Origin of the sequence: Billgrantia tianxiuensis, from assembly GCF_009834345.1 — a bacterium.
In the GTDB taxonomy this organism is placed as follows: domain Bacteria; phylum Pseudomonadota; class Gammaproteobacteria; order Pseudomonadales; family Halomonadaceae; genus Halomonas; species Halomonas tianxiuensis.
The window spans coordinates 65,403-85,340 of the sequence record NZ_CP035042.1; the positions used below are offsets into that span (position 1 = coordinate 65,403).

The following is a 19,938-nucleotide window of genomic DNA, read 5'->3' on the forward strand; positions in this document are numbered from 1 at the left end:
CGCAACCCTGACCATCGGGACTCACGAGGAACGACAATGAAAATGCACAAGCTCGCGACACTGACCGCGCTGACCGCACTCTCCCTGGGGGCCTTTCAGGGCGCCGCGGCCACCGAACTCACGGTGAGCACCTGGGCCGGCCCCAACCACGGCGTCAACACCATCGTCTGGCCGACCTGGGGCAAGTGGGTGGAAGACGCCACCGAGGGGCGCGTGACCGTCAACGTGGTCCACGACATGGGACCGCCCAACGCCCAGATGGAGCTGATCGCCGACGGCGTGGCCGACGTCACCTGGCTGTTCCACGGCCTGATGCCGGGACGCTTCGAGCTGACCAAGCTGCCCGAGTTGCCGACCTTCGAGGATTTCTCCTCGGAAGCCGCCTCGGTAGCCTACTGGCGCACCCACAATGAGCACTTCGCCGAGGCCGGCGAGCATCGCGGCGTCGAGGTGATCGGCGTCGGCGTGCACGGACCGGGCTCGCTGTTCCTCAATGAATCGATCGACAGCCTCGACGATTTGAACGGCAAGCGCGTGCGTATCGGCGGCGGTGTGATGGGGGACATCTCCAATGCGCTGGCGCTCACCGGCGTGGCGCTGCCGCCGGCCAGCACCTACGAAGCGGCGACCCAGGGCGTAGTCGACGGGGCCATGCTCACGCTCGAGGGCCTCAAGAGCTTCCGCCTGGCCGAGGTGCTGCCCTACACGGTACAGATGCCGGGCGGCTTCTATCGCGGCAGCTTCTCGCTGGTGATCAATCCGGATACCTGGGCCTCGCTTTCAGATGAAGACCGCGAAGCGATCGAAGAGGTCTCCGGCGAGCGCCTGTCGCGACTGTTCGGCTACATGATGGACGTGGTCGACGTACGCGGCGTCGAGTTTGCCGAGCAGCAGGGCAATACCTTCGTCGAGCTGCCGGCCGGGGAGATCGAGCGCTTCCAGCAGATGGCGGCCGAGCTGCCGGATGCCTGGAAGGAAGCGGCCGGCGCCAAGGGCGTCGACGGTGAGGCCGCCCATGCCTACTTCTTCGAGCAGCTCGATGCTGCCCAGGGCGAGGAGGGACTCTCCGCCGATGAGGTAATCGATCCCGAAGCGTAACCGCGCCCTTTTCCTCATATTCTCTATGCTTGCGAGCACGGCCTGGCCGTGCTCGCTGCGTCATGGCTGGCATGATTTAAGTTTCAAATGAAACTATTTTGACCTCGGTCAATGTTGCCGGGCGTTCGCGGGCCGATACTGGGACAAACGCACACTAGGGGAGAATCAGCATGTCCCAGGCAGCCAAGAACACATGGTGGAACCGTCTCTGCGAAGGCAGCTATCGCGCCTCCACCCGGCGGCTGGTACGCGAGATCGAGGCGGAATCGCCCGGCGTCTACAGCGAGATGCTGCGGGACCTCGAGACGCCGCTGGAGCCCGCCTTCGAACGCGAGATGGCACGCCACCTCGACCGTGGCGGCTTTCGTGCCTTCGTCCCGGCCGAGACCCTGATGCCGGCCATGCTGCAGCGCTTCGGCCTCGAGCCGGGCAGCGTCGCCGGGCATGCCAGCTACCCGAGCCTGCGCGGCAACTGCAACGCCTGCCCGGTGGCCGGCCACTGCTGGGGCGCCATGCGCCGCGATGCAGGTGTCGACGAGTGCCGCGCCTTCTGCCCCAACGCCGCGGCCTTCGAGCGGCTGGCCGAGACGGCCTGACGTACCGACCGGCGGTTTACAGCAGGGACAACAGCACGCCGGCCAGGGCACAGGTCCCCAGCACTTTGAGCATGCCCACGCCGAAGCGGAAGATCGCCAGCAGGGCCGCCACCGAGAGGACCAGGGCGGCCACATCCAGGCTGGCGACGTCGGGTATCAGCAGGCGCAGCCCCGCGCCGCGCCACTCGCCTACCTCGGCGAACACCACGTGCAGGCCGAACCACACCGCCAGGTTGAGCACGACGCCCACGACGGCAGCGGTGATTGCGGTCATGGCGCCGCTCAGCGCGGCGTTGTCGCGCAGGCGCTCCACGTAGGGAGCGCCGAGGAAGATCCACAGAAAGCAGGGCACGAAGGTGACCCAGGTGGTGAGGATAGCCGCCAGGGTGGCGGCCAGCCACGGATCGAGGGGGGCGGCTTCGCGGAAGGCACCCATGAAACCGACGAACTGCACCACCTGGATCAGCGGGCCGGGGGTGGTCTCGGCCATGCCCAGGCCGTCGAGCATCTCACCCGGCGCCAGCCAGCCGTAGTTCTGCACCGCGGCTTGGGCCACGTAGCTCAGCACTGCGTAGGCACCGCCGAAGGTCACCACCGCCATCCGGCTGAAGAAGGTGGCGATCTGGCTGAAGACGTTGTCCGGTCCCAGCGCCAGCAGCAGCAGGGCCACAGGCGTCAGCCACAGCGTCAGGCAGATCGCCGATATCTTGAGCGACCAGGCGCGATTGGGCCGCGCATGGGCGGGCAGCTCGGCGCCCAGCAGGGAGTCGCCGTCGGCCAGGCCGCTCGCACCCTCCGGCCCATGCCCGCCGCCGACACGAAACAGGGGGGAGCCGGCCTTGCCGCCGACGAAACCGATCAGCGCCGCACCCAGGATGATCAGCGGAAAGGCGATATCGAGAAAGAAGATCGCCACGAATGCGGCTGCGGCAATGCCCAGCATCACATTGTTGCGCAGGGCGCGCTTGCCGATGCGCACCACCGCATTGATGACGATGGCCAGCACCGCCGCTTTCAACCCGAAGAACAGCCCTTCCACCATGCCCACGTTGCCCAGCGCGGCATACAGGTAGCTGAGCGCCAGAATGGCAATGAAACCGGGCAGCACGAACAGCGTGCCGGCCAGCAGCCCGCCCTTGGTGCGATGCATCAGCCAGCCGATATAGATCGCCAACTGCTGCGCCTCAGGCCCCGGCAGCAGCATGCAGTAGTTGAGCGCGTGCAGGAAGCGATGCTCGCCGATCCAGCGTTTCTCCTCGACCAGGATGCGATGCATCACCGCGATCTGCCCGGCCGGGCCGCCGAAGCTGAGCAGGGCGATGCGCAGCCAGACGCGAAAGGCCTCGCGGAAGGGAACGTCGTGTGGCAGGGGCGGTGGCATGCTGTCTCCTGTCAGTCTGGGGCGGAACGAAAGTAAGCCTATTCTACACTGCTCGGCCACGTCACTTTCATGGACTCACCGGCTCTATTCGGGCCTGCGTTGAGCGTTTTGAAAGGTAGCGTTGATCCGAAGTCCGCTGAGTCCTGGAGGGAGGATTACAGTGAAAAAACACGGCGGGCATGCGCTGTCGCTCGCGCAGTGCTGCGGGAAAGTATGCATCTCCCAATAAGGTCTATGGCGCTGGTATGGAGGGTGGGGTCATATGTTCAAGAAGATTGGGATCTCGCTTCAATTGACGATACTCGTTGGCATCTTATTGGCTGCCATGGTCGGCATTGGGGTTTTCGGACTTCACGGCAAGAGCACGACACTGGGTAGCCTGAAGTCAGTCTATGAAGACCGGGTAATTCCGCTACGTCAGCTCTCGCAGATAGCCGATGAGTATGCGGTCAACATTGTCGATGCTTCGCACAAGGTGGCCAACGGGAACATCACTTGGGACGAAGGGCGGCGCAATGTGGCGAATGCCCGCCAGGACATTGCAGACGTCTGGGCCGCCTACCTCGACACCTATCTGGTCGAGGAGGAACGTAGAATCGTTGCGGAAATGCGGCCTCTCCTGGAAACGGCCGATGACGCCGTGGCTCGCTTTCAGCAAATCCTGCAGCAAGAGGATGCCACTGCTCTCAGGGCCTTCATCGTCGACGAACTCTACCAGACGATCGATCCGGTAACCGATGCGTTCGGCGACCTGATGCGGGTCCAGCTCGATGTCGCCGAGGCGGAATACAATAGCGGTAACGCGCTCTATGCCTCCATGCAGGTCGTCTTCATTGCCACCATGTCGGGTGCGTTCATCCTGGGTGTTTTCCTGGCTTGGTACATCATTTCCGGCATCAGTCGAAGCCTTGGCGCCGAGCCGGCTTACGTGGCCGAGATTGCCAATCATGTCGCCAATCAGAACCTGAGCCTGAAAATAACGACACGTCCCGGCGACAGCCACAGCGTGCTGTTCGCCATGAAGCGCATGGTGGAGCAGTTATCCAGCGTCATCACCGAGGTGCGCGAGAGCAGCGCTTCCATCCATCTCGGCACGCGCGAGATCGCGGCCGGGAATACGGACCTTTCCACCCGGACCGAGCAGCAGGCGGCCGCACTGGAACAGACCGCTTCGAGCATGGAGGAGCTGACTGCGACCGTGAAACAGAACGCCGACAACTCCCGACAGGCGAGTGGCCTGGCGCGGGATGCTTCGTCCACCGCCGAGCGCGGCGGCGAAGTGGTGAACCGCGTGGTCGAAACCATGCATGGTATCGCAGGGAGCTCCAGCAAGATTGCGGATATCACCGGCGTGATCGACTCGATCGCCTTCCAGACCAACATCCTGGCACTCAATGCATCCGTCGAGGCTGCCCGAGCGGGCGAGCAGGGTCGCGGCTTCGCCGTGGTGGCGGGAGAGGTGCGTCATCTGGCCAGCCGCAGTGCCGACGCGGCCCGGGAGATCAAGGCCTTGATCGAGAGTTCGGTGGAGCAGGTGCAGGCGGGCTCCGCCCTGGTGGAGAAGGCGGGGGCGACCATGCAGGAAGTCGTGTCCGCCGTGCGCCGCGTAACCGACATCATGGACGAAATCTCGGCGGCATCGCAGGAGCAGAGCGACGGCATCGAGCAGGTCACCACGGCGGTCGGCCAGATGGATCAGGTAACCCAGCAGAACGCGGCCCTGGTGCAGGAAGCGTCAGCGGCGGCGGCCTCCCTCGAGGAGCAGGCCAATCGGCTGGAGCAGGCTGTGGCGGTCTTCCGGCTCGCTGGCAGTTGGGACGCGCAGCGGCAGCCGCTGGGTGGTGCTGCCTCTGCTCTCAAGACGCTGACCAAGACAACGCTGCCGACTGCTTCGCTGCGCTCGGAAACGTCGAAGCGCAGCGCAGGCGAGGCCGAGTGGGAGGCGTTCTGAAGCGCGGCCGTCTGGAGCGAGGCCTACCCCAGCCGCCGATAGAGCGTCGAGCGGCTGATGCCCAGTGCCCGGGCGGCGGCGGTCATATTGCCGCCGTGGGCGTCGAGCGTGCGCAGCATATGCAGGCGCTCCAGCTCGCGCAGCTCCTGGGGGAGTCGGTAGTCACCGACATGGCCGGCGGTCTGTCGGTGGCGGTTGCTCCTGCGCTTAGCTTGCGCTGCCAGCGCGGCGAGAGCGCTTCCAGGCCCACTTCCCGGCGCTCCGGCTCGGCGCCCACCAGCGCTGCTTCCAGGCAGTGTTCCAGCTCCCGCCAGTTGCCGGGCCAGGGATAGCCGGCGAGGCGCTCGACCAGCGCGTCGTCCAGGGTCAGGTCACGGCCATGAGCGCGGCACAGCGCCTCCCAGCGCTCCCGGATCCGAGCGGCGAGGCCGTCTTGCTCGTTCAGGGCGGGAAGCTCCACGACCACTGCCGCCAGACGATAGAAAAGATCCTCACGAAAGTCGCCGGTGGCCACCCGCTCCTCCAGGTCGCGGTGGCTGGCAGCGATCACCTCGCAGTCGATCGGCACCTCACGATGATCGCCCAGTGGCGTTACTACACGCTCCTGCAGCACGCGCAGCAACCGGGCCTGCAGTGCCAGCGGCATGTCGCCGATCTCGTCGAGCAGCAGGGTGCCGCCATTGGCCTGCACCAGGCGCCCGCCGTAGCCACCCTTGCGGGCGCCGGTGAAGGCGCCTTCCCCATAGCCGAACAGTTCCGCCTCGATCAGGCTCTCCGGTAGCGCCGCGCAGTTGAGCGCCACGAAAGGTCGCTGCTCGCCCAGGCTGGCATGCAGCGCTCTGGCCAGTTGCTCCTTGCCGGTGCCGGTATCGCCTTGCAGCAGTACCGGTAGTCCCGAGGCCAGGGCTCGCGCGGCGCGTCGTGCCTCGCGGGCCAAGGGCGGTGGCCAGTCTGCTACCAAGTCGTCCAACTGACGGCCTAGGCGTGGTGCCGCAGGCGGCGGTGAGGCGACGGGAACGACCTCGGCAGGTTGCCACTGCTCGGGAGGGTTGAGGCGCCCGAACAGACGACCGCCGGTCAGCTCCAGGCCCAGCAGCGCCGACTGCCGCTCGCACTGGCGTTGGAGTGCCGGCCAGGGGCTGCCGAAGAGCGCCTCGACGGGCTGCCCTGTCAAGGAGGCGGCGGCTTGTCCCAGCCAGCGGCCGGCCTGCGAATCCACGGCCAGGATGAACCCCGTGTCGCTGATTGCCACCAGGCCGCAGCTCACCCCGTCCAGCTCGGCCAGCGAAGCGTGCACCTGCAGCACCCAGCGCTGCTGGTAGTAGTGCATGAACAGGCGCTGCCCGAGCGCGCCGGTGAGCTGCTGAACCCGGCGCAGGAAGATCTCGGGCCGCGGATGGTTGGCCTCGAACGTGAGGTCGATCAAGCCCAGGCAGCTGCCGTCGAGATCGAACAGCGGTGCCGCGACGCAGGAGACCGGGTTGTCGGGGAACAGCAGGTGCTCGCAGGACTTGACCAGCACCGGCGCTTCCTCGATGAGCGCCAGGGCGGGAGCGTTGGTGCCGAACCGGCGTTCGTCCAGATTGATGCCCGCCCCGATGCGCAGGCGCTGATCGATGACGAAATCCCGGCCGTAGCTCTTGAGTACGGTGGCATCCGGCGTGGCGAGCAGCAGCTGGCAGCCGCGTAGATCCTCGACGGCCCGGCTGACCAGGGGATCGGCCAGCTCGATCAGGCGACGATGCGCTTCGCGCTGCAGGCGCAGCTCGCCGCTGTCGAGGCGCGGCAGCTCAAGCCGCGTGCCGGGGAGGAGGCCGTGTTCCAGACAGCGTTGCCAGGAGCGTCCGATGCTGGCATCGAGCAGATCCACCGGTAGCTGGCCGCGGCTGAGGTGCTCGCGGGCCTGGCGGATCACGTCGGGGGTTCTCAGGGCGGCTCGAATGGTCATGGGGCCCTCTCCCAGCGAGGTCGGCGAACTGTCCCAGGATGCGACAGCCGTCGTGTCCGGCGACGCGTCAGCGCTGCCGTGCAATCCGTGGGGGTCGTCAACTCGCTGATAATATTGTGTTTGTAGTGTCCTGCCCTAGCTGGCACGGGGCTTGCTAAGGCTTGCTGAAAGGAGTCATTGGGCCATGCGACGCCTGACACGGCCTTCCGACAATCATAAATCAGCCCCATAGGAGTACAACCATGACGCCGCTCTCTGCCACCATTCAATCCTGGCTGGACAAGAGCCACGCCCACTTCATTGGAGGGGAGTGGCTACCCGCCGCCAGCGGCCGGACCCTGGACGTCTACAATCCCGCCACCGCGGAGGTGATTAGCCGGGTGGCGGCGGGCGATGCCGCGGATATCGACGCGGCGGTTGCCGCTGCCCGGGAGGCGTTTCGCCACTGGCGCAAGTCGCGACCGGCAAGGCGTGAGAAGCTGCTGCTGGATCTCGCCGACGCCCTGGAGGCGCGAGCCGACGATTTCGCCCTGCTTGAGACCCTGGACAACGGCAAGCCGGTGACCTTTTCGCGGCATATGGACGTGAACCTGGCCATCGATTTCATCCGCTACACCGCCGGCTGGGCCACCAAGATCGAGGGGCGCAGCATGACGCCCTCGATGCCCTTCGTGTCTGACGACAAGCAGATCGTCGCCTATACCCGCCGCGAGCCCATCGGTGTGGTGGGCGCGATCATCCCGTGGAATTTCCCGCTGCTGATGGCGGCCTGGAAAGTGGCTCCGGCGCTGGCCGCCGGCTGCAGCATCGTGCTCAAGCCCGCCGAGGACACCCCTCTCACCGCGCTGCTGCTGGCGGAACTCGTCGAGCAAGTGGGCTTCCCCGCTGGCACCCTCAACGTAGTCACCGGCCTGGGGCATACCGCCGGGGCGGCGCTGGCGGCGCATCCCGGCATTGCCAAGGTGGCCTTCACCGGCTCCACTCCGGTAGGCAAGCAGATCGGCCATGCCGCCATGGAGAACCTGACCCGCACCACCCTGGAACTGGGCGGCAAGTCGCCGGTGATGGTGCTGGCCGATGCCGATGTCGAGGCTGCTGCGGCCGGCGCTGCCCAGGCGATCTTCTTCAACCAGGGGCAAGTGTGTACCGCCGGCTCGCGAATCTATGTGCATGAATCGATCCACGACGCCTTCGTCGCCAGGCTTGCCGAACAGGCCCGGGGATTGATCCTGGCGCCGGGCTGGGAGCCTACGGCAACCTTGGGACCGCTGGTCTCCGCCAAGCAGCAGAGCCGGGTACTCGCCTACATCGACCAGGCGCGTAGCGACGGCGGCACCATCGTCACCGGGGGCGGTACGGGGCGCGACATCGGCTACTTCGTCGAGCCCACGGTGATCACCGGCCTGGCCCAGGGCAGCCGCTGCGTGCAGGAAGAGATCTTCGGCCCGGTGGTGGTGGTGCAGACCTTCGGCGAGCTGGACGAGCTGGTGACCCTGGCCAACGACTCGCCCTACGGTCTGGCCGCCAGCATCTGGTCCAATGACCTCTCGGCGGTCAATCGCCTGGTGCCGGAGATCGAGGCCGGCAGCGTCTGGATCAATGGCCACAACCTGCTGGATGCCTGCATGCCTTTCGGCGGTTTCAAGCAGTCGGGCATCGGTCGCGAGCTCAGCGATTCGTTGATCGAGCATTACACCGAACAAAAATCTGTCGTCATGATCGTGTGAGGCAACCGGGTCCCTGCTCAGGGGCCCTTCATTCAAGGGGAACAACAGGATGAACAAGAACAACACCTTGCCACGTCTGTGCGGGGCGCTGGGCGGTGTGCTGCTGGCCGCCACGCTGCCCGCCCAGGGCTACGAGATGGCCGACCTGGGCCACTCCACGGTGGATATCGACATTCAGGCGCTGCTGGGCGCCTTCCACAGCGACCGGGGTTATGCCACCGGGGCCGCCGAGACGCGCCGCTACCGCTGGCAGGAGGGCGTGCTGACCCTGGGCGCCGAGCTCAACCCCAAGGAAAGCGGACTCTATGGCCGGGTCAGCACCGTGGGTACTGCCACCTGGGGTGACGGTGACGCCGCCGGCTTCACTTCCGGTAACGAGCGCGAGCTGGAACTGGAGGACGCCTTTCTCGGTTACCGTAATGAGTCGCTGGGTGATCCGGGCTCACCCTGGCGCCTGGACGTCTCCGCCGGACGCCAGCCGATCACCCTGGGCGACGGCTTCCTGGTAGCCGGTGATGCCACTAGCCTGGGAGACGCCCTGGGTGAGGAGCTGGACCGTGGCGGTGCCTACTATCTGGCCGGGCGCCAGGCCTTCGACCGTACGGCGGTGGTGGCACTGGGCCGCGAGGGCTGGCAAGGTCAGGTGGCCTGGTTCGAGTCGGACAATCCGGCCCAGGCCAGCACCGAGATGGCCGCGCTGACCCTCTCCCACGACCACGGCAGCGGCCTGGTGGAGGCCACCTACCTGCGGGGGCTGGGAGTCGACGAGGCCGAGGCCGATGAGTTCCTGGCCCAGCGCGATGGCATGGACGTCTACAGCCTGCGGTTTGAGCAGTCTCTGCTGGACGAGGCCTTCAGCCTGCGCGGCGAGTTAGCCCACCAGCGCAAGGACAGCCGCGAAAACGCCTGGTACCTGGAGCCGGCCTGGACCTTCAGCGGGCTGCCCGGTCAACCCACCCTGTCGTTGCGCTACAGCCGCTTCTCCGAAGCGTGGGATCCGCTCTTCTTCGGCGCGACACGTGGTTACGGCACCTGGTTCCAGGGCGAAGTGGCGGCCAACTATGCTGGCCCCTTCAACAGCAACGCCGAAGTGTGGCGGCTGGGCCTGGAGGGTTCGATCAATGAGAGCCTGAACCTGGGGCTTCTGGCCTACGACTTCTCGAGCCGCGACCGGGTCGATCAGCCCGACATGGGGGGCCGCGAGGTCAACCTGTACGTCGAGTGGCTGCCTACCGAATGGCTCTATGTCTCGCCGTTGCTGGGCTGGTACGCTCCTGACAGGAGTGCGGCGCAAGGTGGCACACAGCTCGGCGATGACGATACGTCCTTCTATGCCCAACTGCTGGTGGGGGTGTTCTTCTGATGAGCGACGATGCGGCCGGCGAGGTACTGATCGCTGGAGGCGGCCCCGCCGGAGCCGCCCTGGCGATGCTGCTGCATCGCGCCGGTCGTCGGATCACCCTGGTGAGCCGCTGTCGCGACTATCGTGCCATCGAGGGCATTTCCCGGCGTAGCCTCCAGGCCCTGCAGGGCCTGGGGTTGTCTCGGGCCGCCGCCTGCGCGGTGGGACCCTTGCCGCGCCGGGTCACCTGGGCTGGCGAGGCGCGGGCGCCCAACGCCGAGTGGCTGCTGCCCCGGCCCGCTTTCGACGCGGCCCTGCTCGAGGATCTGCGCGCAGCCGGCGTTCCGGTGATCGAGGCCCGAGTGATCGGCCTCGAAAGCGTCGATCGGAAAGTACGATGCAGCCTGGCGGACGGACAGGTGCTGAGCGCCGCCTGGGGGGTGGAAGCCCGTGGCCGAGCGGCGTCGCGGCGTCATTACCGTGACGCCGCTACCTGGTCGAGCCCGGCCTGGATCCTGCGCGGCGAGGCCGCGGAGGCGACACCGGCCAGTGCTGCGCTATCGCTGCCCGACGGTGGCTGGGCCTGGTGGTCGCGCCTGCATGGCCAGCAGTATCTGCAATTGGCGCTGCCGGAGGCGACGCTGCGCCATGCCTGCCGCGACCCCGACGCCTGGCTGGCAGCCCAGCCGGCCCTGGCTGAGCTGTGGGGCGGCTCGCCCGTTCACCACCATTATCGCCGCCCCAGCACGCTGGGGCGTGCCGGCGTGAGGGAGGGGCGGATCTGGCGCCTGGGAGATGCCTCCATGGCCATCGACCCCCTTTCCGGCCAAGGCATCTTCAATGCGCTCTCCTCGGCCCATGGCTTGCTGCCGGTGCTCGACGGCCTGCTGGCCGGCGAGGCGATGGCACCGCTGCAGCGCTTCCACCAGCGTCGCCAGGACGCCCAATACTGGCGTTTCGCCCGCGCCGGGCGCGACTTCTACCGCCAGGCCGCCTGTCAGGTGTCGACGAGCGCCGACCCGGCACCCTATTGGGCGGCGCGCTGCCACTGGCCCGATCACCAGCCGTTGCACCCGCCGGAGCCCTGGGCCCGGGTACGGGTCAAGCGGGGGCTGGCCATCGTCGGTACCCGGCTGGCCGAGCGGGAACTGGTGGTGACCCCCGACCAGCCCCTGGGTATACAGGCGGTGGCGGGTGTGCTGCTGGCGCCTCTGGTCAGGGCCATGCAGGCCGGCGATCTCGGCGAGGCAAAGACACTGCTGAACGCTTCCGGGGCTGCGGCCGCGGCGCTGTGGCAGTGGTGGCAGGATCACCCAGACTGGCCAGCGCTGCCAGCTCCTGCTGTCGATACCGCTACCACCGATTCGCCGGCCGATTCCGCCAGCCAGTAGCCCAGGGCATGGGCCGCGGCGAAGCTGGCTCCGCCCAGGGGCGGGGGGTGCCGAGCGGAGGCGGTCCCGACATCCAGGGTTGCCAGGCGGTGCCTTCCGGCCGCGTCTCTTCGGCAGCCCAGACGCAGGCGTACCAGCGTCCGTCAGGCCCCTGCCTTGGCGGCCCCGGTAGCTGTCCCGCCGCGCCGCTGACCGCGACCACGCTGGGCCAGGCCGCGGGATAGGCTGGCGCGCCGAAGCGTGGGCTGGCAGCGACGATACGGGTGCCGGCGGCCTGCAGGCGTTCCACCGCCGCGCGTAGCCGCGCATCGGCACGCGGCAGGCCCAGGCTACACAGCAGCCAGGCCGGCGGCCGTTCGGCCTGCCATTCGAGAGCCGTCGCCAGGCTGTCGGCGTCACAGGTCAGGCGCTCCTCGAACAGTTTGTAGAGGGCGATTTCCAGCCGCTGGAGCGGCAGATAGTGGCCCAGGGTGGCGAGGATGGCCCGACCATGGCCCAGGCGATCTTCGCAGCCGCCGGGGGCATGGCAGCGGGCGAGCCAGCCCGTGGCGGCGGTGTCCGGCCCGGTGCCGCTGTCGATCAGGCCGAGGGAGAGGGGGCGTGGCCTCAGGGACATGCGGTCGCCTCCCTGGCGATCAGCCTGCCGTCCTGGAGGCGATAGCGGGCATCGAGATTGCTGAAATGGCTCCCCTGATGGCTGATGATTAGCCGGGTGGTATTGCCCAGCAGTTCGTCGAGCCGGGCATCGAAGGCTCGGGCAGCCTCGGCATCCAGGGCCGCGGTGGGTTCATCCAGCAGCACCAGGCGGGGCTTCTTGAGCAGTGCCCGGGCCAGGGCCAGGCGTGCGCGCTGGCCGCCGGACACCGTGCCGCCCAGGTCGCCGAGTTCGGTTGCGAGGCCACGCGGCAGGGCGGCTAGCCAGTCGCCAAGACCCACCTGCAACAGTGCCTCGACCAGCTCGGCATCGCTGGCCTCGGGAGCGAGGGCGCGCAGGGTTTCCGCCAGGCTGCCGCGCAGCAGACTGGGGTGCTGTTCCACCCAGGCCACCTGCTTCAACCAGTGGTGGCGGGATAGCGCGTCCAGAGGCACGCCGTCGACACGGATCTCGCCCGATGCTGGCGTTTCCAGTCCGAGCAGCAGGCGGATCAGGCTGCTCTTGCCGGCGCCCGAGGGGCCTTCAATGAGCACCTTGCGGCCCGGCGCAAGCGTGAGATCGACACCATCCAGCAGCCCATCGGCCTGTCCCGCATGGCGGAAGCGTACCCCTTCGAGGCGAAGCTCGCCGGGGCCTGAGGGATGTTCGCCCCGGTAGGGATCGTTCATGGCCGGCTCGGCGAACAGCTCGGCGAGGCGAGCCGCACTGACCTGGGCCCGCTGCCAGCCGCCGTAGAGGCCAAGCAGACCGCCGATGGGCGCCATCACCATGCCAAGATAGGCCAGTAGGGCTACCAGCTCGCCGAGCTGCAGGCGCCCCTGGATCACCAGATAGCCGCCCAGCAGGAGCAGGCCGGCCCGGGCCAGGGAGAGGATCAGCTGGGGGCCCGTGTCGCTGAGGAAACCCACCCAGCGCACCGCCAGCAGGCGGCGTAGCTGCTCGTGGCCGAGTCCCTGGAGGCGGTTGAGCCGCGAGGCCTCCAGCGCTTGGCCCTGGAACCAGGGGCCAAGGGCCAGGGTGTCCTGCCAGAAGCCGGAGATCTCGCCGCTCTGTTCGCGCAGGGCCCGCTGACGGCAGGTCAGCGCCGGGCGCCAGGCGCGCAGCCACAGCCACTGAAGCGGCACCAGCAGCGCCACCAACACCATCAGCATGGGGCTGTAAAAGCCGATCATGGCCAGGGCGCCCACCAGCCCGAGCAGGTTGGAGAGGCCGCTGAGCAGGCCGTCCAGGGCGAAGCCCTGGAGAATCGACAGGTCGCCGTCGAGGCGGCTCATCAGGTCGCCCCGCCCCCGGGCCTGCCAGCGGGCGGGGGCCAGACGCAGCAGGTGACGTAACAGCGAGCGGCGCAGCGCCAGCAGCAGCCGGGCGGAGAGCGCCACATGCTGCAGGCGAGTCAGCCCCTGCAGGCCCAGCGCGGCGAGTCCCACCGCCACCAGGGCGCCGACATAGGCGAGCACCGTGGAGAAGTCGCCCTGCATCAGTCCGCGGTCGATCAGCCGCTGCGTGAGTAGCGGCGGCAGCAGTGCCAGCAGGGTCGCCACCAGGCTCAGCGCCAGCAGTCGGGCGAGCGCCACACGCCGCGCCTTGAGCGGGCGGTAGAGCCAGTTCCAGGGCAGCGCTCCTGTCTCCCGGGTGGGTTCGGACTCGCGCATCGACAGTTCTCCAGCACAGAGGGGCCGGTCGCTTTCGCAAGCGCCGGCCAAGAGGGCTACGCCACAAGGCTAAAGGTGCTGCGCCTAGAAGCGCGCCACCTTCAACGTGGCAGTGCTCATGTCGCCGGGCAGGCGAATCCGTCCCAGGTCGTTGAAGTCGTCATCGTAGATGGCGATATCGCTGGAGGCGCCGCCCACGTAGATGCGCGAGCCGTCGTAGGACGTATTGATGACATAGTAGGTGTGGTCGAGGTCGATCACCCGTACGATCTCCCGCGTTCTGGCGTCCAGCTTGCTGAGCTGGGTGTAGACGCCGTAGAAGACGTCACGCTCGCGGGGGTCGGAGACCATCGAGAAGATGATGAACTCGAAGGGCGCGATCTCCTTGTTTTCGGTCTCGCCGGTGGTCAGATCGATCCGGCTGATGCCCCAGTGCCAGGCCTCGTTCTCCTCGCCGGGATGCTCCGCTACCGTGTAAGGGCGCACGAACTCGTCCGTGACCTCGCCGATGGACCACATCGCCAGGGAGTCGGGTGGGCTGAAGCCGGGGCGATCCCAGTTGCGGTTGGCGATGGCCACCTCGGTGTCGCCGTTCTCTGGGTCGACCCGGTAGATATCGGCTCCGGCGAGGTAGAGATAGCCATCCGCGGCGGCACCCATGGTGGTGACCTGGCGCGGAGCGGGGAAGGTGGCCAGGGGCTTGGCATCGAGGCCCGCCGAGGTGTCATACACCGCCAGCTGCGGCTCCAGCACCTCGTAGCGGTCGCGTTGCAGGCGTACCCGGTCCTGCACCGTGTAGAGACGGCTGCCGTCGGGGCTCACCGCCAGCGAGGCGAGCGCCTTGGCGCGCACGTCGCCCTCGGACTGACGGGCGCGGAACACCTCCTCGCAGTTGGTGAGGTCGATGCCCACCACGTCCTCCCAGCGGTTGTGCAGCACATAGGCGATACGCTCGTCGGGGGAGAGCTGCAGGGTGCCGGAGCCGAAGGCGCCCGCCACGTCGCAGCTGCGCACCACCTCCCGGGCCTCGGGTCGATCACATGCAGCTGGTTGGGGCGGGCCATGGTCACCAGGTACTCGCGCGCCTCTTCGGCTTCGGCAGCCGCCACCATCAAGGGCTGAACGGCGAGGGCCAGCAGGCCCGCCAGGGGCAGGTGGAGTCGCTTCATCACGGAGCTTGTCATCACTTGTCGCCTCCCGGGTAGACGCTGTCGAGCTTGCGCCAGTCATCCTCGGCGCGGTCGGCTCCATCCCCCAGTGGGGTAGGTGTTCATGGTGTCGGGTACCTGGGCGGGCCACCAGCAGGGGTCGGCGCAGCCGTAGAGGTCCGCCTCCATGGGCTGGCACAGCGAGGCTACGCCGCCGAAGGGATCCACCTCCCAGCCGGGGTCGAAGCTCGAGGTGCAGCCGGCGATGGTCTGCATGGCCTGAACCTCCTCCAGTGCCTCGGGGGTGGCGGCCCGCTCCATCTCCCGGGCCTTGCGGTTGAGAGGGGTGAGCCCCAGCTCGCTGAAGCCTTTGTTGTTGTGTGTCATGCGGTTTGCCTCCCGGCCAGGGGGCCGTCGAGAAAGTCGGGGTTGTGACGCAGAATGCGGGCGTAGGCGCCGATGCCGAAGTCGACCCACTCGCGCATCAAGTCGCAATAGTGGTAGGTCGGCGTCATGGGATCGCCGAAGCGGGCGTAGCTCTCGTGGTAGCAGCCGCCGGAGCAGAGGTTGCGGATGCGGCAATTGCTGCAGCCGCGCTCGCTGCGATCGCTCCTGGCCTCGATGAACTGCTTGAGGCCGGCGTGATCGAGCCCCTCGCGGACGCTGCCGAAGGTCGGCAGTTCGGAACCGGTGAAGCGGTGGCAGAGGTGCACGTCACCGCCATGGTCCACCGCCACCAGCCCGAGCCCGGCACCGCAGGGCACGGCCTTGCTGCGCCCCTCCCAGATGTCGGTGAGCAGCTGGTTGAAGTTGCCGAAGCCAATGTCGCGACCCTCGATGGCGGCCTCGACCGCACGCTTGCCGAGTTCGAGCATGCCGTCGAAGACGACACGCAGCTCTTCGCCCGTCAGGTTGTAGGCGGCCATGTCACCCGAGGTGACCGGGGCGAAGCCCGCCTCGGCGAAGCCCAGCTCATTGACCAGGTGGTGGTGGATGCCGATCACGTCGGTGGTGCCGTGGGTCAGGGTGACCCGGGCGCCCACCGGTCGCGAGCGATAGTTGGCCAGCAGCGGCGCGATGCGCCGGGCCACCAGGTCGTAGGTGCCCTGGCCGTTGACGGCGATGCGGTTCTTGTCATGGATTGCCTTGGGGCCGTCCATGCTTACCGTCAGGCCGAAGCGGTGGGCATCGAAGAAGGCGATCTTCTCCTCGCTGAGCAGGGTGGCGTTGGTGGTCAGGGTGAAGTCCACCGCCTTGCCGAGCCCGTGGATGCGCTGCTCGGCCCAGGCCACCACCGCGCGGATCAGTGGCATATTGCTGAGCGGCTCGCCGCCGAAGAAGACGACGTTGTAGCGCTCCCGCTGCGGGGCTTCGCGCAGCATCATCTCGATGGCCGCCTGGGCGGTGGCCAGGTCCATCTTCTTGCCATCGCGGGGGTTGTCCAGGTCTTCCTTGTAGCAGTAGCTGCAGCTCAGGTTGCAGCCGGTGTTGACGTTGAGCACCACGGTGGAGAGCGGGAACTGCTCCACCCGGACGCTGGGATTGTAGGCCTGGACGACGCCGTCGGTGACCAGCTTCAGCGTCTTGAGCTGCTCCAGGCGTGCCTGCAGGTCGGCGAGGCTCACCTCCTGGACCAACTGGCCCGGCAAGGCGTGCGGATCCAACCCCTCCTGGCGGCTGGCCAGGGCCAGCAGCGTCTCGCTGAGAGGGTCCGGGGCGAACAGGCTGGTGGTGGGCACGTGGAACCACAGCGGCTGGCCTTCCACCTCCACCCGATGCAGGTTCTGCGGGATCGCTTGCAAGATTCCCATGGTGATCTCCTGGTCCGGTGTTAGCGAAGCGGCGGATTGTTCCAGCGCTGCACGGTGACGATCAGTTGGGCCTCGTCCTGCACCTCCTCCTGGCCCACCACGCTGGCGGTGACGCGCAGGTTGCCCACGCTGTTGGCGTTGTACTGGCGCAGCGGGTTGGGGCCGGCGCCGGCCGGCGAGAAGATCCCGCTGGCCGCGTCCAGCACGCCGGCGAACTTGACGTCCTCGTCGCGCTCGGCGATCTCGTCCCAGGGCGCCACGCTCCAGCGCACCGGCACCTGGCCCAGGGGGATGCTCGCCTCGCCCTCTCCCAGGTAGCCCAAGGCGGTGAAGACACCGCTCACCGGTGGGGTCTTGTCATTGCCCACCCGCGCCACGCCGAGCGCTGGGCTCACCTCGAGGCGGTCCACGCTGCGGTAGCCGGCCAGCAGGCGGTCGTGGCTCCGGTCGCCGACGCGCACGCTCAGCCAGCCGGGCGTCAGGTCGGCATCCGCCACCACGTCCAGCACCAGGCGGTGGTCGCTGCGCTCGATGACGTCGCGTACGCTGACGCCCTCGCCCAGCTCGATCCCCCTTCGTTCAGCCCTTGTCCCAGCAGCACCAGACGACTGCGCTCGCCGGCCTTCAGCGAGGCCGGCTGGCTGGCCACGAGACCGGGTGCGGCGGCCGCGACCGGCATCATCTCCACCTGCATGCCGAACGCCTCGTCACGGTCGTCGAAGATGCGCCCGCTGGGTCGCTCACCGGAGAGATCCAGCACCTGCTGGAAGCCGCGGCCGTTGAGTTCGAGGTTGGCGCGCCACTCGTAGCCGGTGTAGACGATGGCCCGGCCCTCGCCGGTCAAGGGGCGCCCGTTGGTGAAGGCGCCGGCCAGGGTCAGGGTATAAGCGTCCTCGCCCTCGCCCGTGGTGATGTTCACGTCGGCATAGAAGTCGCCCTCACCGGGCCAGTGGCCCCACAGCTGCCAGTCGCCCTCGGGGTGGGCGCGTCGGCCTGCTGCCAGGCACTCCAGGCCTCGCTCTCGAGGCCTTGGGTCTCGGCCAGCCAGGGAGCGATCTCGTTCAAGGCGATGTCGAACCAGTCCCGGTCGCGGGCCATGGCCTGATACTCGATGGTCTGGAACTGGCCTACGTGGAAATGCACCAGATGCTCCCACTCCTCCAGTGGTCGCTGCTGCAGCTGGGCGCGGCCGCCGGTATGGCAGCGGGCGCACATCTCCTGGTAGCTGGGGTGATCGAAGGATTCGATGCGGTTGAGACGGCGCTCGATCAGCTCGCGCTGGGGAGCGCTCTCCTCGGGAGCAAGCCCCTGGGCGTCGGCCAGATACTTGATGATGTCGCGGCGTGCGTCGGCGGGCAGCTCCAGGCCATGCATGATCTGCATGCGTGCCACCGTCATGTCCCAGCCTTCCGGGGTCTTGCGCTGCTGGCTGATGCGGCTCCAGCTCTGCGGGCCGTTCTGGGACTGGTGACAGGCGGTGCAGTAACGATCGATGGCTTCGCCGCCTGGGGAGGCCTGGGCCAAGGCCGGCAACAGCAGGGCCAGGCCACAGAGTCCTGTCGAGAGAGCATGTTTTATCACGGGGAGTTCTCCTCGCGTTGTTGTTGTCTTGGTGCACATCTGCAGCCGCTGCGACGGTACCAAGGCCGAGGTGTTGTAACGCCGGTGCAGCTCACCTAGCACGCACTGCGCCCGTTCTCCAGAAGGCTATTTTTTTCAATGGGTTTGGGATATTTCTCCAGGCCGTTGCTTACCCTTGGCTAGGCATCGGCCGTCATGGGTGACTCAAGCTGCGACAGTGGCGTTTTGACTTGGAACACTTTGCGTATCCCGGCACGCCTTGATTGTATTTGATACCCGTCTGATTGGGTAAGGTATGAATCCCGTGTCTCTATTCGGCGGCGCCCCTTTCGCCCAATGCTCTCCCTGTGCGTTTTCCTCCTAATTGCGTTGATTGTGTCAGGCGTTGTTACTATTCGACCTATGTCTGATGCGGTTGGCGGTGAAAGCCGTTGCACTCGGCGTCTTGAGGTAGCATCGTACGCATTGATGTTTCAAAAAATAAGATTTCTTTTGATTTGCTGTATCATAATATGGGCTCCCGGCCCATGACTCATAACGTCAAGAACTGCCGCCCCGTGGCGAAAGGAGGGAAGGAGCATGCGCAAGACCGCTAGCTTGCTGATCGGCGCTTTGATTGCCGCAACCCTGGGTGTCTCCGCTCAGGCTCAGACAACCATTACCGTGAGTACCTGGGCAGGCCCGAATCACGGTATCAATACCATCGTCTGGCCCACCTGGAAGGCGTGGATCGAGGAGGCGACCGAAGGCCGCGTGACCCTCGACGTCGTTCACGACATGGGCCCGCCGGCGTCGCAGATGGAAATCGTCGCCGATGGAGTCGCCGATGCCACTTGGGTCTTTCATGGCTACAACACCGGCCGTTTCGAGCTGACCAAGCTGCCCGAATTTCCCACCTTCGAGGACTTCTCCTCCGAGAACGCGTCTGCCGCCTACTGGCGGACTCATCAGGAGTATCTGGCACAGGCGGGCGAGCATCGTGGCGTCGAGGTGGTGGCCGCCGGCGTGCACGGTCCGGGCTGGATCTTCAGTCGTGAAGAATACGCCACCCTCGATGACCTGACGGCCAAGCGCATTCGTGTTGGTGGCGGGGTGATGGGGGATCTCTCCAACGCTCTCGAACTGACCGGTGTGGCCCTGCCGCCCACCAGCGTGTACGAGGCGGGCTCACAAGGTGTCATCGACGGTGCCATGCTGGTGCCGGAAGGGCTGCGCAGCTTCCGCGTTGCGGAAGTCTTTCCCTATACCCTCAAGGTGGATGGCGGCTTTTACCGCGGCAGCTTCACCATTGTGGTCAATCCCATGATCTGGGATGAGATCTCGCCCGAGGATCGTGAGGCGATCGAGGCTGTTTCCGGTGAGCGGCTGTCGCGCCTGTTCGGCTACATGATGGATACCGTGGACGTGCGCGGCGTGGCCTTCGCCGAGGAGCGCGGCCATACCTTCACCGAACTCAATGGCAGCGACCTCGAGACCCTGCGCGGCATCAGCGATGCCTTGATCGAAGAGTGGGCGGAGTCAGTCACCGAAAGCCGTGGCGTCGACGGCATGGCTGCCATCGCGTACTTCCATGAGCAGTTGGCTGCGGCAGCCGAGGAGGAGAGCGTGGCCTCGCTGGTCCCGCAGGAGTTGCTTTGATCCAAACCCTGCAGGATAC

At 67.0% G+C, this 19,938-nt stretch carries 18 protein-coding genes; 7 read left to right on the forward strand and 11 right to left on the reverse strand.

What is annotated here, in order from left to right; all coding sequences use genetic code 11:
* Positions 1-42: 42 nt before the first annotated feature.
* Entirely contained in the window at positions 43-1,098 is a 1,056-nt protein-coding gene (locus EKK97_RS00310) for a TRAP transporter substrate-binding protein (RefSeq protein ID WP_159555635.1), read from the forward strand.
* A gap of 170 nt (positions 1,099-1,268) precedes the next feature.
* Entirely contained in the window at positions 1,269-1,694 is a 426-nt protein-coding gene (locus EKK97_RS00315) for a hypothetical protein (protein ID WP_159547871.1), read from the forward strand.
* Between the two features lie 16 nt (positions 1,695-1,710).
* Here EKK97_RS00315 and chrA read toward each other — a convergent pair whose 3' ends face one another.
* Entirely contained in the window at positions 1,711-3,075 is a 1,365-nt protein-coding gene (gene chrA, locus EKK97_RS00320; protein WP_159547872.1) for a chromate efflux transporter, read from the reverse strand.
* Between the two features lie 262 nt (positions 3,076-3,337).
* On the opposite strand from chrA, the gene EKK97_RS25230 reads away from it, so the two are divergent.
* A complete protein-coding gene (locus EKK97_RS25230) occupies positions 3,338-5,026 on the forward strand; it encodes a methyl-accepting chemotaxis protein (protein ID WP_159547873.1) in 1,689 nt (562 codons plus the stop codon).
* Between the two features lie 23 nt (positions 5,027-5,049).
* Here EKK97_RS25230 and EKK97_RS00330 read toward each other — a convergent pair whose 3' ends face one another.
* Together EKK97_RS00330 and EKK97_RS00335 are read right to left on the reverse strand one after the other, a co-directional pair.
* Positions 5,050-5,145 carry a helix-turn-helix domain-containing protein gene (locus EKK97_RS00330; protein ID WP_201296974.1) on the reverse strand — a complete coding sequence of 32 codons (96 nt, stop codon included), beginning with the start codon at positions 5,143-5,145 and terminating at the stop codon, positions 5,050-5,052.
* On the reverse strand, positions 5,109-6,974 hold the full coding sequence (locus tag EKK97_RS00335) for a sigma-54-dependent Fis family transcriptional regulator (protein WP_159547874.1): 1,866 nt from the start codon (positions 6,972-6,974) through the stop codon (positions 5,109-5,111). The genes EKK97_RS00330 and EKK97_RS00335 overlap by 37 nt, the downstream gene beginning before the upstream one ends.
* 242 nt (positions 6,975-7,216) lie before the next feature.
* Between EKK97_RS00335 and EKK97_RS00340 the strand changes: the two genes are divergently transcribed.
* The 3 genes from EKK97_RS00340 to qhpG are packed head-to-tail and all read left to right on the forward strand — an operon-like array spanning position 7,217 to position 11,434.
* A complete protein-coding gene (locus EKK97_RS00340) occupies positions 7,217-8,701 on the forward strand; it encodes an aldehyde dehydrogenase family protein (protein ID WP_159547876.1) in 1,485 nt (494 codons plus the stop codon).
* A gap of 49 nt (positions 8,702-8,750) precedes the next feature.
* Positions 8,751-10,064 (forward strand): hypothetical protein, encoded by a 1,314-nt coding sequence (locus EKK97_RS00345; RefSeq protein WP_201296975.1) that lies wholly within the window; start codon positions 8,751-8,753, stop codon positions 10,062-10,064.
* Positions 10,064-11,434: a flavin-dependent monooxygenase QhpG gene (gene qhpG / locus EKK97_RS00350; protein WP_159547878.1), complete on the forward strand. Its 1,371-nt coding sequence runs from the start codon at positions 10,064-10,066 to the stop codon at positions 11,432-11,434. The genes EKK97_RS00345 and qhpG overlap by 1 nt, the downstream gene beginning before the upstream one ends.
* Here qhpG and EKK97_RS00355 read toward each other — a convergent pair.
* The 8 genes from EKK97_RS00355 to EKK97_RS00390 all read right to left on the reverse strand — a co-directional run bounded on the left by EKK97_RS00355 (position 11,397) and on the right by EKK97_RS00390 (position 18,281).
* Positions 11,397-12,050 carry a S8/S53 family peptidase gene (locus EKK97_RS00355; RefSeq protein ID WP_159547880.1) on the reverse strand — a complete coding sequence of 218 codons (654 nt, stop codon included), beginning with the start codon at positions 12,048-12,050 and terminating at the stop codon, positions 11,397-11,399. The two genes, qhpG and EKK97_RS00355, sit on opposite strands and share 38 nt — an antisense overlap.
* The gene (locus EKK97_RS00360) at positions 12,041-13,741 is read right to left on the reverse strand and encodes an ATP-binding cassette domain-containing protein (protein WP_159547882.1); all 1,701 of its coding nucleotides are present in this window, start codon (positions 13,739-13,741) and stop codon (positions 12,041-12,043) included. The genes EKK97_RS00355 and EKK97_RS00360 overlap by 10 nt, the downstream gene beginning before the upstream one ends.
* Before the next feature lie 84 nt (positions 13,742-13,825).
* Positions 13,826-14,758: a quinohemoprotein amine dehydrogenase subunit beta gene (gene peaD, locus EKK97_RS00365; RefSeq protein ID WP_201296976.1), complete on the reverse strand. Its 933-nt coding sequence runs from the start codon at positions 14,756-14,758 to the stop codon at positions 13,826-13,828.
* 209 nt (positions 14,759-14,967) lie between these two features.
* Positions 14,968-15,276 carry a quinohemoprotein amine dehydrogenase subunit gamma gene (gene qhpC, locus EKK97_RS00370; RefSeq protein ID WP_340162910.1) on the reverse strand — a complete coding sequence of 103 codons (309 nt, stop codon included), beginning with the start codon at positions 15,274-15,276 and terminating at the stop codon, positions 14,968-14,970.
* Positions 15,273-16,700: a quinohemoprotein amine dehydrogenase maturation protein gene (peaB, locus tag EKK97_RS00375; RefSeq protein WP_159547884.1), complete on the reverse strand. Its 1,428-nt coding sequence runs from the start codon at positions 16,698-16,700 to the stop codon at positions 15,273-15,275. Before peaB ends, qhpC begins: the two co-directional genes overlap by 4 nt.
* A 20-nt stretch (positions 16,701-16,720) precedes the next feature.
* A complete protein-coding gene (locus EKK97_RS00380) occupies positions 16,721-17,269 on the reverse strand; it encodes a hypothetical protein (protein ID WP_340162959.1) in 549 nt (182 codons plus the stop codon).
* Complete coding sequence (locus tag EKK97_RS00385; protein WP_201297161.1) at positions 17,179-17,619, reverse strand: hypothetical protein; 441 nt, start codon at positions 17,617-17,619, stop codon at positions 17,179-17,181. The genes EKK97_RS00380 and EKK97_RS00385 overlap by 91 nt, the downstream gene beginning before the upstream one ends.
* Entirely contained in the window at positions 17,616-18,281 is a 666-nt protein-coding gene (locus EKK97_RS00390) for a hypothetical protein (RefSeq protein WP_159547890.1), read from the reverse strand. Before EKK97_RS00390 ends, EKK97_RS00385 begins: the two co-directional genes overlap by 4 nt.
* A 579-nt stretch (positions 18,282-18,860) precedes the next feature.
* Between EKK97_RS00390 and EKK97_RS00395 the strand changes: the two genes are divergently transcribed.
* Positions 18,861-19,919, forward strand: coding sequence for a TRAP transporter substrate-binding protein (locus EKK97_RS00395; protein ID WP_159547892.1), 1,059 nt, complete (start codon positions 18,861-18,863; stop codon positions 19,917-19,919).
* Positions 19,920-19,938 lie beyond the last annotated feature (19 nt).

Coding starts and splice junctions, on each gene's coding strand:
- EKK97_RS00395 (WP_159547892.1), top strand. CDS start 18,861: ATGCGCAAGACCGCTAGCTTGCTGATCGGCGCTTTGATTGCCGCAACC.
- chrA (WP_159547872.1), bottom strand. CDS start 3,075: ATGCCACCGCCCCTGCCACACGACGTTCCCTTCCGCGAGGCCTTTCGC.
- EKK97_RS00340 (WP_159547876.1), top strand. CDS start 7,217: ATGACGCCGCTCTCTGCCACCATTCAATCCTGGCTGGACAAGAGCCAC.
- EKK97_RS00345 (WP_201296975.1), top strand. CDS start 8,751: ATGAACAAGAACAACACCTTGCCACGTCTGTGCGGGGCGCTGGGCGGT.
- qhpC (WP_340162910.1), bottom strand. CDS start 15,276: ATGACACACAACAACAAAGGCTTCAGCGAGCTGGGGCTCACCCCTCTC.
- EKK97_RS00355 (WP_159547880.1), bottom strand. CDS start 12,050: ATGTCCCTGAGGCCACGCCCCCTCTCCCTCGGCCTGATCGACAGCGGC.
- qhpG (WP_159547878.1), top strand. CDS start 10,064: ATGAGCGACGATGCGGCCGGCGAGGTACTGATCGCTGGAGGCGGCCCC.
- EKK97_RS00360 (WP_159547882.1), bottom strand. CDS start 13,741: ATGCGCGAGTCCGAACCCACCCGGGAGACAGGAGCGCTGCCCTGGAAC.
- EKK97_RS00335 (WP_159547874.1), bottom strand. CDS start 6,974: ATGACCATTCGAGCCGCCCTGAGAACCCCCGACGTGATCCGCCAGGCC.
- EKK97_RS00310 (WP_159555635.1), top strand. CDS start 43: ATGCACAAGCTCGCGACACTGACCGCGCTGACCGCACTCTCCCTGGGG.
- EKK97_RS00315 (WP_159547871.1), top strand. CDS start 1,269: ATGTCCCAGGCAGCCAAGAACACATGGTGGAACCGTCTCTGCGAAGGC.
- EKK97_RS00330 (WP_201296974.1), bottom strand. CDS start 5,145: ATGCTGCGCACGCTCGACGCCCACGGCGGCAATATGACCGCCGCCGCC.
- EKK97_RS25230 (WP_159547873.1), top strand. CDS start 3,338: ATGTTCAAGAAGATTGGGATCTCGCTTCAATTGACGATACTCGTTGGC.
- peaB (WP_159547884.1), bottom strand. CDS start 16,700: ATGGGAATCTTGCAAGCGATCCCGCAGAACCTGCATCGGGTGGAGGTG.